The 15,996-nt window shown below is 43.4% G+C and carries 14 protein-coding genes and 1 pseudogene; 8 read left to right on the plus strand and 7 right to left on the minus strand.

Annotated features, from left to right (window positions below):
* Window positions 1-86, plus strand: a pseudogene (locus ACYVIL_RS00465) (IS5/IS1182 family transposase); the annotation flags it as partial.
* Window positions 87-306: 220 nt separating this feature from the next.
* Here ACYVIL_RS00465 and ACYVIL_RS00470 read toward each other — a convergent pair.
* From ACYVIL_RS00470 to cadR, 7 genes are all read right to left on the minus strand, one after another.
* Window positions 307-1,053, minus strand: coding sequence for a copper resistance protein B (locus tag ACYVIL_RS00470; RefSeq protein ID WP_044447474.1), 747 nt, complete (start codon window positions 1,051-1,053; stop codon window positions 307-309).
* Between the two features lie 11 nt (window positions 1,054-1,064).
* On the minus strand, window positions 1,065-2,864 hold the full coding sequence (locus tag ACYVIL_RS00475; protein WP_044447476.1) for a copper resistance system multicopper oxidase: 1,800 nt from the start codon (window positions 2,862-2,864) through the stop codon (window positions 1,065-1,067).
* A gap of 805 nt (window positions 2,865-3,669) precedes the next feature.
* Window positions 3,670-4,977 carry an APC family permease gene (locus ACYVIL_RS00480; protein WP_272969337.1) on the minus strand — a complete coding sequence of 436 codons (1,308 nt, stop codon included), beginning with the start codon at window positions 4,975-4,977 and terminating at the stop codon, window positions 3,670-3,672.
* A 36-nt stretch (window positions 4,978-5,013) separates the two neighbouring features.
* The gene (locus ACYVIL_RS00485; RefSeq protein WP_105937008.1) at window positions 5,014-5,466 is read right to left on the minus strand and encodes a hypothetical protein; all 453 of its coding nucleotides are present in this window, start codon (window positions 5,464-5,466) and stop codon (window positions 5,014-5,016) included.
* Between the two features lie 170 nt (window positions 5,467-5,636).
* Window positions 5,637-6,479, minus strand: coding sequence for a sterol desaturase family protein (locus ACYVIL_RS00490; protein ID WP_105937007.1), 843 nt, complete (start codon window positions 6,477-6,479; stop codon window positions 5,637-5,639).
* 76 nt (window positions 6,480-6,555) lie between these two features.
* Complete coding sequence (locus tag ACYVIL_RS00495; RefSeq protein WP_052806655.1) at window positions 6,556-7,320, minus strand: helix-turn-helix transcriptional regulator; 765 nt, start codon at window positions 7,318-7,320, stop codon at window positions 6,556-6,558.
* A gap of 128 nt (window positions 7,321-7,448) precedes the next feature.
* Window positions 7,449-7,838, minus strand: a complete 390-nt coding sequence (gene cadR, locus ACYVIL_RS00500; RefSeq protein ID WP_044447485.1) for a Cd(II)/Pb(II)-responsive transcriptional regulator — start codon at window positions 7,836-7,838, stop codon at window positions 7,449-7,451.
* A gap of 79 nt (window positions 7,839-7,917) precedes the next feature.
* Here cadR and ACYVIL_RS00505 point away from each other — a divergent pair, with 79 nt between their 5' ends.
* The 7 genes from ACYVIL_RS00505 to ACYVIL_RS00535 all read left to right on the plus strand — a co-directional run bounded on the left by ACYVIL_RS00505 (window position 7,918) and on the right by ACYVIL_RS00535 (window position 15,973).
* Window positions 7,918-8,535: a cation transporter gene (locus ACYVIL_RS00505; RefSeq protein ID WP_012518514.1), complete on the plus strand. Its 618-nt coding sequence runs from the start codon at window positions 7,918-7,920 to the stop codon at window positions 8,533-8,535.
* Window positions 8,501-8,917 carry a hypothetical protein gene (locus ACYVIL_RS00510; protein ID WP_460311192.1) on the plus strand — a complete coding sequence of 139 codons (417 nt, stop codon included), beginning with the start codon at window positions 8,501-8,503 and terminating at the stop codon, window positions 8,915-8,917. The genes ACYVIL_RS00505 and ACYVIL_RS00510 overlap by 35 nt, the downstream gene beginning before the upstream one ends.
* 72 nt (window positions 8,918-8,989) lie before the next feature.
* Window positions 8,990-10,324 carry a TolC family protein gene (locus ACYVIL_RS00515; RefSeq protein ID WP_460311193.1) on the plus strand — a complete coding sequence of 445 codons (1,335 nt, stop codon included), beginning with the start codon at window positions 8,990-8,992 and terminating at the stop codon, window positions 10,322-10,324.
* Complete coding sequence (locus tag ACYVIL_RS00520; RefSeq protein ID WP_377895837.1) at window positions 10,324-11,259, plus strand: efflux RND transporter periplasmic adaptor subunit; 936 nt, start codon at window positions 10,324-10,326, stop codon at window positions 11,257-11,259. Before ACYVIL_RS00515 ends, ACYVIL_RS00520 begins: the two co-directional genes overlap by 1 nt.
* Window positions 11,260-11,319: 60 nt before the next feature.
* On the plus strand, window positions 11,320-14,454 hold the full coding sequence (locus ACYVIL_RS00525; RefSeq protein ID WP_460311194.1) for an efflux RND transporter permease subunit: 3,135 nt from the start codon (window positions 11,320-11,322) through the stop codon (window positions 14,452-14,454).
* Window positions 14,455-14,670: 216 nt separating this feature from the next.
* The gene (locus ACYVIL_RS00530; RefSeq protein WP_198816215.1) at window positions 14,671-15,573 is read left to right on the plus strand and encodes a cation diffusion facilitator family transporter; all 903 of its coding nucleotides are present in this window, start codon (window positions 14,671-14,673) and stop codon (window positions 15,571-15,573) included.
* A 22-nt stretch (window positions 15,574-15,595) separates the two neighbouring features.
* Complete coding sequence (locus ACYVIL_RS00535; protein WP_198816214.1) at window positions 15,596-15,973, plus strand: hypothetical protein; 378 nt, start codon at window positions 15,596-15,598, stop codon at window positions 15,971-15,973.
* Window positions 15,974-15,996 lie beyond the last annotated feature (23 nt).

Here is a 15,996-nt window from a genome sequence, read left to right on the forward strand (position 1 = left end):
CAACGAGGTATGAAAAGTTAGCAAGGAATTATGCCAGTATGGTTTCACTGGCATTTTCGATGATGTGGTTGCCGATGTATTGCTGAGTGAAATATGTACAGCAAAGATCAACAGGCCTTAGCAATTGAGACGCTGTAATCCCACAAAAAAGTACAATTAAACCGCGTGCTCCATTACGAAGGCGGGCTATGAATTTCGTCAAGTACTGCAATATGCGGTAATGGCTAATTGCACTTGCGGTAATTGCTAATAATGCTATTGATAACTGAATTAGTATCGCCATAAACTGTTGGGATAATTCAGGCATTAGAACCACACACGGGCACCGAGAACCACACCCGTTTCATGAACAGGATCGCCTATGCCACGTAGATTATCCGCTGACGCTCCCAAGGCTCTAGACCAATAGGCACCAATATACGGGGCAAATTCCCGTGAGACCTCCATTCGATAGCGTAAGCCAACACGAATTGAATTAAACCCAGAAGGTCTATCAAACCGTTCTGACTCAGAAAGTGAAGCAGACAGTGATATTCGCGGTTGCAAATATGAGGTTTGTGACATGCGATAGTCATACTCGGCTTCCATTGAAACACTGACATCACCGTCTTCGTTAATGATAAGTGAACTATCTACTTCAAATTGATAGGGAGCCATTCCAAAAAGGCTAACTACAGCATAATTTTCCATATTACTGTCACTCGTCAATTCGCCACGGGCACCAATTCCAACCTGAATTTCCCAAAAAGGTGCAATTAAGCGACTAGCAAGCAGTTCAGCTCTTTCAATATCCGTTGGCTCCCCATCGTTTTGTTTATTTTCACCTTCACTTTTAAAATAAAGACGGTACGTGTCGCCTCCATACCATGCGATCATATCCCAAATCGCGATGTTCTCCTCACGGTTGTTGCGCGCTACTTCTAGCCTGTCAAATAGAACAATACCATTAAGTGTATCTTTGACAGGCGATGGCCAGCTTTCAGGTGTTTCTTGTGCGACACTACGAAGTGTTACGGTAAGTATTATTAGTCCAAATATAATTCGTAAATTCATGAAGGTACCCCTTAAGAAACGTTTACAACGCGGAACATACCAGCGTCCATGTGATATAGAAGGTGACAATGAAATGCCCAATTTCCGGGTGCGTCAGCGCTGATCAGTAAAGACACTTTTTCGCTCGGTTTGAGACTGATCGTGTGTTTACGGGGGGAAGGGGAGTTACCATTTTCTAGCTCCATCCACATACCGTGAAGATGGATGGGGTGATACATCATCGAATCATTGACAAGAATAAGGCGCACGCGTTCCCCGTACTTGAAATGAACGGGCTTATCCACTTCAGTGAATTTTTTGCCATCAAAAGACCACATGTATCTTTCCATGTTACCGGTCAAATGCAGTTCGATGGTTTGTGTTGGTTCACGGTTATCTGGCCACTGCTTGGCACCTGTAAGGTCTGAATAAACAAGTACCTTGTGAGAAACTCCATCAAACCCTATTCCAGGGTCGTCTAGTCGGCTGATCGGATTTTTGGCAATCATAGACGCACCTGGTCCGTGACCGTCCGGTGAGTGCGTAATAGGGATTCCGTCCACAGGAACTACCTTGTTTTGCATCGCTGCCATCGAATGATTAGGACCGTGATTTTCTTGGCCACCATAAGTCTCCTTGTTGTTCGTAGCGTCCATTGAATCCATGTCAGCCATTCCCGACATCCCCATAGCGTCCATACCTAATTCAGGCATTGGGCGAAGTGCCGGGATACTTGCTTCTTTGCCGACAGATGTTGCCAATGTGCCTCTGGCATAGCCACTTCTGTCCATGCTTTGTGCAAAAATGGTATAGGTTTTAGTATCTTTGGGTTTTACGATGACATCATAGGTCTCTGCAACAGCGATCCGTATTTCACCTACTGTTACTGGCTTAACAGGCTGACCATCTACTGCAACAACTGTCAGATCCAACCCTGGTACTTGGAAATCAAAATAGGTCATTGCTGACCCGTTAATAAGCCTAAGGCGTATGCTTTCTCCGGGTTTGTACAATGCAGTCCAGTTTGTTTGCGGGTCACGGCCGTTCATCAGGTATGTATAGGTCGCGCCGGTTACATCGAGTATGTCTCTTGGGTTCATGCGCATACGAGACCACATTGCTCGTTCTTTGACCGTATTGATCAGTCCTTGGCTCTTTATATCTTTAATCGTGTTTTCGACTGTACGCTGCTGATAATTATAATAGCCCTCAGCAACTTTAAGGTGACGGAAAACATCGTGAGGGTCTTCAAAGGTCCAGTCGCTGAGAATAATGGTGTGCTCCCGATCTGCACCGATGTCGCCATCTTTTGGTTCAATAACCATGGGGCCAAGGTGCCCAAGCTGCTCCTGAAGACCTGAATGACTGTGGTACCAATATGTACCGTTTTGTTCAATATCGAATTCATAGGTAAAGGTACTGCCAGCGGCGATACCGGGAAACGATACGCCAGGTACACCGTCCATCGTGTAAGGGAGTATCAATCCGTGCCAGTGGATTGACGTACTTTCAAGCAAGTTGTTAGTTACATTTATAGTGACATGCTGACCTTCTTTTAGACGCACTAACGGGCCCGGTGACGAACCATTAATTGTAATTGGTAGGCCAGCTGCGCTTGCAATACGCTTGTGCTGCCTGCTAATCATCATATTGATGTTTTCCCCGCTGACAACGTTGTTTCCAAAACTTGGTTTTAACTCTTGCCCAGCATGAGATAAGCCCTCTGGATTAGCCCAGGCTGGTGAAATTTGACGTAAAAGCGCTGTCCCACCTAATGTCAAAGCGGCAGACTTAACGAATCTGCGCCTATCTTTATTTAATTTGTTTAACATAAATTGTTCTCTAATTTGATGGATAGATTCAGACACATGCTTACGTTAAAACGGACCGAGCATGTACCGAGTTTTCGTAGTTAAAACTAGAACGGGCTTATGCTATTGGGGGTCTAAGCAATCTAGAAGGAGGAGACCGTAGTAAATCACCTTCGAATAATGAGAAAACATAATCAAATGACTTAATTTTGTAGTGATAATTGCCGGTCAGTAGCCAAATTGTAAAACAATTTCCATGAGAACAATCGCAAGATTCTGTACAGCACTCCTCATGACAGCTCTCATCAACATTATCTTCAATGTGCATTTGAACATGCAGCTTTGCTTGTTCAATTTCCGGTGTTCCCTTCATGGATGAGATGTTGCCAGTACCTTCACTTTCGCAACCCAACACAGATGAACCATAAGTCACACTTGCAATAAGCATCAAGCACTTGATAAGTGTACTTAAAGCTATTGTCGTGTGGTCGTCGTGAGTCATCTAAATTTACAATCCTTTAATAGCTGCAATTCGACACAGTGTAAAAATGACCTATCCGCGCATAACATTTACAGAGTCAGATGGCTTATGCCGTTTGCTTAGTATGTATTTACGGTTTACCTAAGACAATCCAATATTTGTGCCATAAGTTCTTTAATACGTGATATTGCTGTTACAATTATCAATCAATGAGCTGAATAAAGTAACGATTTTCATTCGCCGGAAAGTACGGATTACAATTTAGTGTGAGATTACTTCTACTAAAATCAGAATGTGGAAAAAGAGTTATGCAGACCTCAGTTACCTATCTATATAACAGTAAAATCATTTTCTTTTGCGGCTAAGATAAAGCTTCTCTGCGGTAATTATCAGAAACAAGCCCGCTAATGACGTCCAAATTACGATGCTATCCGTTTTCACCTTAACGACGATGAAAGCTATCAGTACAATTAAATCTAATGTAATGGCGGTTAACAGTATAAACCGGTTGGCAGAAATTTCTTTACGCAGGTAGTTTAGTACGCCCCAGTGAATCGCAATATCCATCAGCAGATAGAAAATCACACCCAAAGAAGCGATTCTGCTTAAATCAAAAAATATCGTTAACGTCATAGCAAGGACTATTGTATATACCAGCGTGTGTTTTTGGATATTTCCTGGCATACCAAAATGGCTGTGTGGTACAAGCTCCATGTCAGTTAGCATCGCTAACATACGCGATACAGCGAATACACTTGCGATGACGCCTGACACGGTAGCAATTATCGCAAAACCGACTGTTATCCAAAGTCCATATTGTCCGAAGGCTGGTTTTGCTGCTTCTGCCAATGCATAATCGCGCGCTGCGACGATCTCCTGGATTGATAGGTTTGTTCCAACTGCTGCGGCAACTAATAGGTATATGAAAATACAAATCGCAATTGAAATGACTATTGCGCGACCCACGTTTTTACGTGGATTTTCGATTTCACCGCCACTATTTGTTATTGTAGTAAAGCCTTTAAATGCCAATACGGCTAGCGCGACGGCCCCCAGAAAGTCAACAATCGAAGCGTCGGTCGTTTGAACAAAAGTGTCAACAACTCCTCTTTGGGCCGCATATATTCCTCCAGACGCTAATACCGCCAATCCTAAAGCTTTGGCGATTCCCATTACAAATGAAATAGATTGGATAGCCTTGTTACTCATAATGTTTATGAAAAAGGCAAAGATCAATACTGCTACACCTAACGCTGGGACAAACCAATCGTTGGGTTTTGTATTAATTATTTGTACGGTATATTGACCAAATGTCCGCGCAACTAAGCTTTCATTAATTACCATTGAAAAGTACATGAGTAATGCGAAAACCGCAGTGGCAGTCCCCTTGCCATAAGCTTTTTGTAAAAACATGGCAATCCCTCCTGCAGAAGGATAAGCATTGGATAACTTCACGTAGGAATACGCGCTTGCTGATGTGATCATTGCCGCTATGATAAAGGCTAATGGGAACCACTCGCGGGCCAATTCAGCCACTTGTCCGGTCAAAGCAAAGATACCTGCACCGATCATGACACCTGTACCCATTGCAACCGCGCCAATAAGACTGAGACTTCCTTCTTTGTAATTTGACTTGTGTTGGTGCTTCCTCACAACCTCACTCCATAGTTTATGAATCCAATGAAAGGCTTATAATTCGTGCGCTCGGTTAATACCATGTGCCATTATTTTAATCTCTTGTTGTTCGGTTTCTATAATAGAATCAAGTAGTTCTATTTGATGCCCAACGACCATTTGCTTCCTTAGATACGAAAATAATTCGATAATTTGTTGATGGCGTTTCATAACGTGCTCTATGACCTGTTCATAAGTAGTGCAATCATCTAGGTTAGGCGGACACAGTAAAGGTATGTCAGGCTTATCGTTTATGTACTCAACAAAATAAGTATCCAATTCTCCGGTTTTACCTAAGTTTTTGAAGGCTAAGATCAGCTTACTTAGGTGGTTTTCATGCATTGCGAGATAATCGAGTACAAGTTTGTTCAAATCCGTCTTCTTACAACAGCAATGCAGTTGTTCAGCGAGAGCCTTATGGTAATTAGCTGTCCACTCTAAAATGTCACTGAATTGCTCAATTTGCATTTGTTTTTCCTCGAAATAACGATAACTGCTAAGTTAGGCTACCGAACATAAGTAATTAACTCATGACGCTGCTATTACTGTTTGATTACATGTTTGTAATATTCCTCATGAATAATAGTCTGGAGCAGCAATTGTCGAGCAGTTGATTAGAAAAGCAAAAGCTAAATCTTTCACTTAAAAGGCTGAAAAAGCTGCGAGATATAATTTTGTGGGTAATTAGGTTGACTACCAATTCCTAGCTCCCCATTACGTGGTGAGGGTCGTTCATTAGAATTGGTGACGAATGTGCCAAGGAGGTGATCCCATAAATGTGTAAACAACCCAAAATTAACGTCACCTCTGGTACCGTCTTTTACGTGATGATGTCGGTGACCTGGGGCAACAGCCCAAACATATTTTAGCGGGCCAAGCCGCATATCAACGTTAGAGTGTTGCAACAGCAACTGTATGGTAGCACTAAACCCTAACAATGCGCCTATTTCTAAGGGCATACCTATCAAAAGTAATGGGAGTGTACCTGCACTTAGTTCAATCGCTTGGTGAAGGGGATGCTTTAACAATCCATTGAACCCGTACATTCGTTCAACGCTATGATGAACCGCGTGTAAGCGCCAAAGCACTTTGTATTTATGACTAAAATAATGTGCCATCGTTATCCCAAAGTCAGCGACGATGATGGCAAAGCCAAGTTGTACTAGTAGTGGCCAATGGTGAGGCCAAATACTGAAGTGGGGCACTATCGCGGTCATTATTGGGATAAACGCGACCGTGAGAGCCAAAGAGCCTTCATTGACAATGGCATGCACTATATCTCGCCCGAAATCTCCCTGCGGTGTATTCCATGCTTTTTCATATGGTAACCATTTCTCAGCTACAAAAGATAAGGCGATGGCGAATAAAAGCAGGGGGATAAGCCAAGCTGGAGATCCTGTGTTTTGGGAAATACTGGTTGCAGCAAAGATAAAGCTTAAAAAAAATAATGGACTGAACATCCATTGGACCAACGTTCTCATAGTATTTACACATTCGCGTTTTTATTGATGCGTATATTATTCCCTAGTCAAACTTGATTCGGCTTGTATCAAACGGCTAATTACTGTGAATTTTAATGGTGTGCGGTTTGAATAACGAGGAAGGTGCAAATCCAAACAGCTGTTTAAACGTTTTACTCATATGAGGTAAGTCAGAAAAACCCGAAGCATGGGCAGCCTCAGTCAATGTTGCTGACTTACTCAGTTGTTCTATTGCGGCGCGCACACGCCACCAGACAATAAAACGACTAATAGGTATACCCACTTCTTGCTTAAAAAGATGTGTGAGACGACTTGGGGACAAGAAAACCTTCGATGATAAAAACGCCATATCGATTGCACAACCTCGCTGCGAAGCAATAATGTCGATGACCGCTCGTACCCGTTTATCCTCTGGGCGCGATGAAAGCGCAGGACTGTAGACTAGCCCTACCGCTTTATTTACTGTTTTCCACACTTTGTCGATATCGACGTCAGTAAATAGATGCTTAGAAATGTATCCCAATTCTTTACCAGTAAGCGGCAGAGTATTAATTCCATCACTCCTGGTTTGACGCAAGGCAGTGAGAAATTGTTGGTTATGCCTATCCTCAGGCTCTAAATAGATGACTACAATTTGATCATCCTGCGCAAAAAGCTTGTGAGGGACATCTTCGAAAATCACAATACATTGTCCGGTGTGAATACTTTGTGCCTTGTAATCTTGAACCGAGATGTCTCTGTCTAAACCAATGCAAATTTGGACTGCATGATGTGCATGAACATCATTATCAGGACTGACTCCGATGTAAATCGCTTTGTAGGGCCACAAATGAATATGCATGGCTGACTCATTATCAAAAGTTCAGGCTAGTATTTTTTGCTTCACAAATCTATACACATGACGAATGTTAGCCGATAGATACAAGTTAAGGTGAGCGCCCGCTATGAAATTGTATGCTTCTTACACTTTTAAGTGTGTAAATAATTTAAAATGCCACAGTCCCTAATGGTTTTGTTTTGATCACACTTTGACGCCATATTTTCGAGTGATGACTTTAATGCGTTTAGCTCTTTAATGCGAATAATGACGTCTGATAAATGCTTAGCTATTAACGTATTGATATTTGAACAGCTCTGATCTGGCCTCGAACGACTGTCCATGAGCGTTTTTACTTCCGTGATAGACATATCTAATGAACGACACTGTTTAATAAACAGGAGTTGTTCAATAGTCCCCTTGTCGTAGACACGATAATTTCCACTTGAGCGCTTGAGCTCAGGTAAGAGACCTTTCTTTTCATAAAAACGAATGGTCTGAATACTACAACCTGTCGTCTTTGCGACATCACCAATTTTCATTTTTTTCTCCTAACCGTTGACTCTATACCAAGTATAGACTTTATACTCATGTCATTCATCAGTAAAGAGTGTGTTTCTAATGAGCGGATGTGGGTGCGAAGTTGAAATAAAAGACCAGTCTCAACGACAGGTTTTGTATTGGCTTTTGGGAATAAACGCGACAATGTTTGTTATAGAAATGGGGATCGGGTTGCTTGCTGATTCAACCGCATTAATAGCCGATTCACTTGATATGCTCGCCGACGCAGTTGTCTATGGTGTTGCCCTTTATGCAATTGGTAAATCGCTATTACACAAAGCGAATGCGGCTAGAATTAGCGGCTTTTTTCAGATGGCACTGGGTCTGTTGATTATCATTGATATTGTAAGACGGTCAATTTACGGTAGCGAACCTGTATCGGGACTAATGATGGCTATGGGGGCAGTTGCACTGGTTGCTAATGTCATTTGTCTTGTGATCATACGCAAACAAAGAAATGAAGAAGTGCATATGCGGGCAAGCTGGATATTTTCAGCCAACGATGTGATTGCCAACTTAGGCGTTATTTTTGCTGGCGTTTTGGTGTTTTGGCTCGATTCTCGATGGCCTGATCTGGTTATCGGTGTGATAGTTTCGTGCGTTGTGTTGCGCGGGGCAAAAATGATCCTCGAAGATGCTGGAAATGAAAGACAGCGAGCGCTTAATGCGCAAAGTTGATAAGAACATGCCAATTTTTAATTGCACATCAAAACTGCGTAGGTTGGCATGGCTACTTATTACTTTGCTCATGTGTCAATCGGGCTTTTCGTTCGCCGCTCAATGCGATGACTACCCGGCGGAGGTATCGTCAGTCCCTGAACAATCAAAGTCCATAGGCACTTATGATGTTCCCGAAAAAAATGTAAATGCTGGTGTTAATACGTCGAGCGAAGAGTCACAGTGTTTCCATTGTGTGCTGTGTCAATGTGGACAGATTAAGTTTCTGGCACAACACCCAATAAATGACGTAGCTAAACCGTTATGTACCAATCAATACAGTTATTCCCGCAACGTCACTGACGGCCTAGTCGAAGGCCTTTTGCGCCCACCTCAACATTAATCCATTCCCTCCTATATGTTTGCATGGGCGCTTTCCATGTATGTCGTTATCTTATGAACAAAAGGTTCTTTTATGCGTTCTTCACGCCCATTGGGCATAAAAAAAGCTAGCTCAGCGTATCTGAAATTGATATCTGCTGTACTGGTAACTATGAGCATATCTGTTCAATCTGCCAATGCACAAAAGTCTTCAATCACGCTTGAAAATGCGCTCAAACGCACATTATCAAACAACCCAGATTTAGTTGTGTTCGAATTTAAATCTTCGGCTTTGGATGGTGAATCAAAAATGGCCAGCTTACGACCTGAAATGTCTGTTGGGGTTGAAGTTGAAAATGTGTTGGGAACAGGCGAAGTGTCTGGTATCAAAGATGCCGAATTGACACTGACCTTATCGTCGGTCATCGAGCTTGGCGATAAAGTCAGCGGCCGAATGAATGTGGTGAGTTCAAAAAAAGCACAACTGCTTACACAACGGCGCATTCGTACGCTGGACATCTTGGGTGAAACAACTCGACGATATATCAATGTCATTGTCCAACAAGCGTTGCACAAGACTGAGCAACGAGCTGAAATGTTGGCTCGCACAATGCTTCAGACAGTCTCTACACGGGTTGAAGCGGGAGCTTCTTCACCACTTGAGAAAAAACGTGCAGAGTCAGCGTTGTCGCAGGCGCGTTTGTCGTTATTGATAAGTGAACAAAAACTCAATGAGTATAAACGCGACCTGGCCATCATGTGGGGTGACACTAACGCTGCGTTTGCGGAAGTTGAAGGGACACTGTTATCGTTTCCAAATTCACTATCACTTGAACATATGCTTTCACAGCTTCAAAGCAATCCACACGTTTTGCTTTATGCTGATAATTATCGGGTTCAAGAGGCCCGACTAAGAGTGGTTCAGACTAGCCAGCAGTTTGATATTGCGTGGGAAGCCGGTATCCGGAGACTGCAAGGAATTGATGATACAGCGTTTGTCGCCAGTATTTCGGTGCCGTTAAATACCAAGCAGCGGAATCTAGGTGAATACGAACAACAGCGCGCATTGCTTGACAGTATCGACTATCAAAAACAAGCGAAAATTCGTGAACTCACTCGCCAAATAAATCAAGTCATTAGCGCAAAAGACCAAGCCTTGCTCACTGTTACGACCCTTCAAGACAATGTCGTTCCCACATTGGAATCTGCACTGAACTTGGCGCGGGAAGGCTATGAAAGTGGTCGCTACAACTACATAGAGTGGGTGACAACGCAGCAACAACTCATCGATATGCAACGAGCACTGATAAAAGCAGCAGGCTTAGTCCACCTTCGAAGCGCAGATCTAGAGGCACTTACGGGAATTCCCGTGTTTTCTGACTCTCCCTCGACGTCTGCTCAATCATCAGAATTACTAGAGAAAAAATAATGAATACATCACAATTTACATTACTCACTAGCGCACGTGACTTGCTTGGCGTGTTAGCCATGCTACTTACTTTACTGTTTGCTACTGTCGCCCTGGCTGATGATGACGATGAGGAAGCCGAAGAAAGACCCGAGTACGTAGTGTTATCTCAAGAACGGATGCTTGAAAACGATATCGTGACTGCTTCAGCCGCGTCAGGATCATTATCGCTCACAACCAGAACGTTTGGGCGGATAGTTCATGATCCTGCATCACTGAGTCATATTCGTGCCCGCTTCGACGGTGTTGTAAAACGTATCATGGTGAATATTGGAGATAAAGTAGAAAAAGGTGACACACTGGCAATCATTGAGTCAAACGAGAGTTTAAATCAATACTCAATCACCTCACCGATGTCTGGAAAAATCATTGCTAGACACGCCAATGATGGTGAGCTCACCAACGGTCAAGTACTGCTTTCTGTTGCTAATTACTCTCGCGCAATTGCTCAATTAGCTATTTTCCCCAAACAACGTACTCGTATTGCCGCTGATATGGAAGTCACTTTAAGGCTTGAGGAATTGCAGCAACAATCAAGTATAAGCCACATTACGTCCTCACCTGATGACAAACCTTATTCTATCGCGTTTGTGAACGTTGATAATGGCAGTGGTTATTGGCCTTTAGGCGCTATGGTAGAGGGTTATATTCAGATTGGGTTCCAAGAAGTCAATCTGGCTCTCCCCAAAAGTTCAATACAAGAGTTAGATGGGCAAACCATTGTTTTTGTCAAAGAAGGGGAACGATTTTACCCCCGCCAAGTAAAACTTGGGAACACGGACAAACGTTTAGTAGAGATTGTGAAGGGCGTTCAAATAGGCCAGCAAGTCGTTGTAGAAAATAGCTATCTACTAAAAGCTGATTTATTAAAAATGGAGGCGGGCGATGATGACTAATTACTTGCGCATTTATTGTCAAAAGCAAAGCCAAGTCCATAAAAACGGTGAGGTGAGAACATGATAGCACCAATACTCCGTCTATCCATTGAGCGACGTGGTGTCATGATGTTGTTCGCCTTGTTTGTCGCCTTTTTTGGTATGTACAGTTACAAACAATTGCCGATTGATGCTGTGCCTGATATCACCAACGTGCAAGTGCAGATAAATACCGCAACCCCAGGTTACTCGCCTTTGGAGACTGAACAACGCATAACGTTTATAGTTGAAACCTCGCTGGCCGGTTTGCCTAATTTATCGTATACCCGCTCAATATCACGCTATGGTTTGTCGCAAGTCACAGTCGTGTTTAAAGAGGGCACTGATTTATATTTCGCACGAAATCTCGTCAACGAGCGTCTCACCGCCATCGCGGCGCAATTGCCAACAGGGTTAACCCCTGAAATGGGCCCTATCGCCACAGGCTTGGGTGAAATTTACATGTACTCGTTAAGTGCTGAGCCTCAGGCGCGACAGGACAACGGTCAACCCTATGATGCTATGGCATTAAGGGAGATCCATGATTGGGTAGTTAAGCCCCAATTGTCGCTTGTTGAGGGGGTGACCGAGGTTTATGCGATAGGCGGATTTGAAAAGCAATATCATGTGAATCCTAATCCAGTCGCAATGATAAACTTTGGGATAAGTACAGGTGACCTTCTCAGTGCGCTAGAACGCAACAATGCGAATCAAGGCGCTGGTTTTGTAGAACAAAATGGGCAACAAGTACTGATCAGATCGGAAGCCCAACTGAAGGGCATCGACGATATCGGCCAAGTGGTTGTTAAGATCATTGATGGCGTACCGGTAAAAATTCAAGACATCGCCCAAATCAACCTCGGTAAAGAGCTGCGCTCTGGAGCCGGCACGTTAAATGGGCAAGAAACAGTGATTGGCACGACAATGATGTTAGTGGGAGAAAACTCTCGTACGGTCGCCAAAGCTGTGGACAGTAAGCTCGAAACCATTAAAACAAGCTTACCCGAGGGCGTTATCCTTGAAGCGGTTTACGATAGAACAAGCCTCGTTGACAAAACCATCGACACAGTACAGAAAAACCTCGTCGAGGGCGCTTTACTTGTCATCGTTGTGCTATTCGTTTTGCTTGGGAATGTGCGAGCTGCACTTATTACCGCCGCTGTAATACCCTTGGCAATGCTTGCCACGATATCGGGCATGGTCAAAACCGATGTGTCTGCTAACTTGATGAGTTTAGGCGCACTGGATTTTGGCTTGATTGTCGATGGCGCAGTTATCATTGTTGAAAACTGTATCAGACGATTATCCGAATCCCAGAAACAAAACGGCGCTACTCTACCGCTCAAAGAAAGGCTGAATGTTGTTTATGAAGCCACTAATGAAGTCATACGCCCCAGTTTGTTTGGTGTATTGATCATTACCATTGTTTATATCCCCTTGTTCACGCTCACTGGCGTCGAGGGTAAAATGTTCCACCCCATGGCAGCGACCGTGATAATGGCTTTGCTTGCCGCAATGGTATTTTGTTTTACCGTAGTGCCTGCGGCGATAGCGATTTTCATGAGAGGAAATATTAGCGAAAAAGAAAACCCGATTATTAAAGGTGCAAAGGCAGTCTATCGTCCTGTTTTAACCGGAGCGCTGCGTTTTAGATGGCTAGTGGTAGTAGCAGCGAGTGCTTTGGTTGTCGGCAGTTTATGGATGGGCAGTAAATTAGGCTCGGAGTTTATTCCTCAGCTCAATGAAGGTGATATCTTAGTACAAGCCATTAGGATCCCTGGGACCGGGGTAGAACAAGCAGTTGAAATGCAAAAAACTCTTGAAGCGAAACTTATGCAGTATAAGCAAGTACAGACGGTATTCGGTCGCACGGGTACGGGTGAGGTCGCCACCGATCCTATGCCGCCAAACATTACTGATACGTTTGTTATTTTAAAACCTCGGGAGCAATGGCCCGATCCATCAATGACAAAAGCTGAGTTAGTGGAAACGTTTGAAGAGGACTTGTTTACTTTGCCCGGCAATAATTATGAATTTACCCAACCTATACAAATGCGTTTTAATGAATTGATTAGTGGCGTAAGGGCAGATTTGGGGATAAAGCTATTTGGGGATGACTTAGATACCCTCTTTGCATCTGCTTCTGACATTTTGTCCGTTATTTCAACGATTGAAGGGGCTGATGACGCGAGGCTTGAGCAGGTAGAAGGCATTCCAATCTTCACCGTCACACCAAAGCCTGATCAATTGGCACGCTTTGGTTTGGATATAGCGGACTTGCAGTTATGGCTCAATGCTGCGACAGGTGGAAAAACCGCTGGAATGATTTTTGAGGGCGACAGACGCTTTGAAATTGTCGTGCGATATGCCGACGACATTCGAAATGAACTCACTCAGCTTGAGACCATTCCCATAGTCACGCCCTCTGGTGAGCATGTACCAATAAGCGAATTAGCCACACTGGCATTTAAAGAAGTACCTAGCCAAATAAGCCGGGAAAATGGCAAACGTAGTATTGTTGTCACAGCAAATGTGCGTGACAGAGATATTGGCACTTTTGTTGAGGAAGCTCAGGCGAGAATTAATGATGAAGTAAATTTACCTGCTGGTTATTGGCTCGACTATGGTGGAACCTTTGAGCAGCTCGAAAGTGCGAGTCAGCGATTGACGATTGTGGTACCGGTTACGTTGTTTGTGATTTTGACAATGCTGGTAATTGCGTTTGGTTCTATACGCGATGCGTTAATTATCTTCACAGGTATCCCTTTGGCATTAACAGGCGGTGTAATGTCTCTTTGGTTAAGGGATATGCCTTTATCCATATCCGCGTCTGTAGGTTTTATCGCGTTGTCTGGGATTGCCGTATTAAACGGATTGGTAATGCTGTCATTCATCAAGCAACGTTTGCTAGAAACCGGAGAATTAGTGAATAGCATTGTTGAAGGGGCTCTTATTCGCTTGCGTCCGGTATTAATGACAGCATTAGTTGCAAGCCTTGGATTTGTGCCCATGGCGCTCAATACAGGGATAGGAGCAGAAGTACAAAGACCGTTGGCCACTGTTGTGATTGGCGGCATTTTGTCCTCGACACTGCTTACTTTGGTTGTTCTACCAGTTCTCTACAGAATAGTGTATGGGAGACATTTAACTAAATTGGCGATTAATCACGCTAGTTAATACTGGTTATGGAGAAGGTCGATTCCTAGTATCGACCTTTGAAATACAAGCGCTGGAAAGTAATAGTTGATGGTGTCATTGGTTTTTTTGTAACTAAATCGATAATACTATTAAGAAAATGAATAGGACGCTCCAAGCAACTACATTAGATATGTGGGAGGGGCTTTATGAACTTTAGTAAAGCAGCAAAACATCATGTGTTTAAAAAGTTAAATCATGCACAGTCACAATCATAGTCACGACCATTCACATGGACGTTCGAGTGATGCGTCAAAGCGTATTGGTTGGGCGTTTTTCCTAAATGTGGTGTTCACCATTATCGAGTTTATTGGTGGCTGGCTAACGAACAGTACCGCTATTATGGCGGACGCTGTTCATGATTTAGGCGATAGTTTATCTATTGGCACCTCATGGGGCTTAAACAAGCTCAGTGAAAAAGATGCTAATCGTACATTTTCCTATGGTTATAAACGGTTTTCACTGCTGGGCGCATTAATTAACGGCGTTGTGCTGACTATTGGTTCCGTTTGGATACTATTTGAAGCCATTCCCAGACTGGCTGATCCTGAAATGCCCCAGGCTGAAGGGATGTTGTTATTGTCAATCTTTGGTATAGCAGTAAACGGTTATGCTGCCTACAAACTCAGTGAAGGAAATTCTCTTAATGAGCGCGTGCTCAATTGGCACCTACTCGAAGATGTCCTGGGTTGGGTGGCCGTATTTATCGTATCGATTGTATTGATGTTCAAGCCTTGGGCGATTTTAGATCCCATTTTATCCATCGGTTTTACCTTATTTATTCTTTTCAATGTGATCCGTAATTTAAAACAAACCTTACTGTTGTTTTTGCAAGCCACGCCCGATAAAGCGCAACTTGAACACATCCGAGATGATTTGTTATCAAATGAACACGTCAGTGACTTACACCATTTTCATATTTGGTCTCTCGATGGCGAGCGCAATGTGATGACCGTTCACTTAGTCTTAGTTGGAGATGTGACCACAGAGCATATTCAAACGCTTAAAAATGACGTACAGGGCTCACTCAAGAAATATAATTTTGAGCATACGACAGTCGAGTTTGAGTTTGCAGATGAACAATGCCGTGACGAGGCGTAAAGCAATTGATAGACTACTGAAGATGAAAAAACTTAAACGAACAAGCTACATCATGATCATGCTGATTGTATTTCAGTCGTTTTCTGCTGTCGCTAATTCATTGGATTTTCATGCAATAGACACTGAGCACCTGCAATACGAGCATGATCATGCCGAGCATAGCAGCGACGCTTCGGTAAGCCCTGAAATAGATATCAGTAAAGATGACGCAAAGGGGCACCATAATCCTGCCGATTGCCACCACTGCGGACACTGCCACGGCTCACATGCCCAATGGGTAAGTCATCACAGCATCAATAACCTTAATGAGGTCGCGTCCGGCCACAACTTCAACTATTTGGATGCCGTCTTAGACGCAGCCATTAACCGCCTATTACGACCACCCAAATACACGTCCTAAAACCTCTTTAGATTACGTCGCAT

It is taken from the genome of Aliiglaciecola aliphaticivorans (assembly GCF_054782055.1).

Bases quoted from the DNA above. Each gene is read 5' to 3' on its own strand.
- ACYVIL_RS00470 (WP_044447474.1), bottom strand. From the start codon at position 1,053: ATGAATTTACGAATTATATTTGGACTAATAATACTTACCGTAACACTT.
- ACYVIL_RS00475 (WP_044447476.1), bottom strand. From the start codon at position 2,864: ATGTTAAACAAATTAAATAAAGATAGGCGCAGATTCGTTAAGTCTGCC.
- ACYVIL_RS00485 (WP_105937008.1), bottom strand. From the start codon at position 5,466: ATGCAAATTGAGCAATTCAGTGACATTTTAGAGTGGACAGCTAATTAC.
- ACYVIL_RS00490 (WP_105937007.1), bottom strand. From the start codon at position 6,479: ATGAGAACGTTGGTCCAATGGATGTTCAGTCCATTATTTTTTTTAAGC.
- ACYVIL_RS00495 (WP_052806655.1), bottom strand. From the start codon at position 7,320: ATGCATATTCATTTGTGGCCCTACAAAGCGATTTACATCGGAGTCAGT.
- cadR (WP_044447485.1), bottom strand. From the start codon at position 7,838: ATGAAAATTGGTGATGTCGCAAAGACGACAGGTTGTAGTATTCAGACC.
- ACYVIL_RS00505 (WP_012518514.1), top strand. From the start codon at position 7,918: ATGAGCGGATGTGGGTGCGAAGTTGAAATAAAAGACCAGTCTCAACGA.
- ACYVIL_RS00510 (WP_460311192.1), top strand. From the start codon at position 8,501: ATGAAAGACAGCGAGCGCTTAATGCGCAAAGTTGATAAGAACATGCCA.
- ACYVIL_RS00515 (WP_460311193.1), top strand. From the start codon at position 8,990: ATGCGTTCTTCACGCCCATTGGGCATAAAAAAAGCTAGCTCAGCGTAT.
- ACYVIL_RS00520 (WP_377895837.1), top strand. From the start codon at position 10,324: ATGAATACATCACAATTTACATTACTCACTAGCGCACGTGACTTGCTT.
- ACYVIL_RS00525 (WP_460311194.1), top strand. From the start codon at position 11,320: ATGATAGCACCAATACTCCGTCTATCCATTGAGCGACGTGGTGTCATG.
- ACYVIL_RS00530 (WP_198816215.1), top strand. From the start codon at position 14,671: ATGCACAGTCACAATCATAGTCACGACCATTCACATGGACGTTCGAGT.
- ACYVIL_RS00535 (WP_198816214.1), top strand. From the start codon at position 15,596: ATGAAAAAACTTAAACGAACAAGCTACATCATGATCATGCTGATTGTA.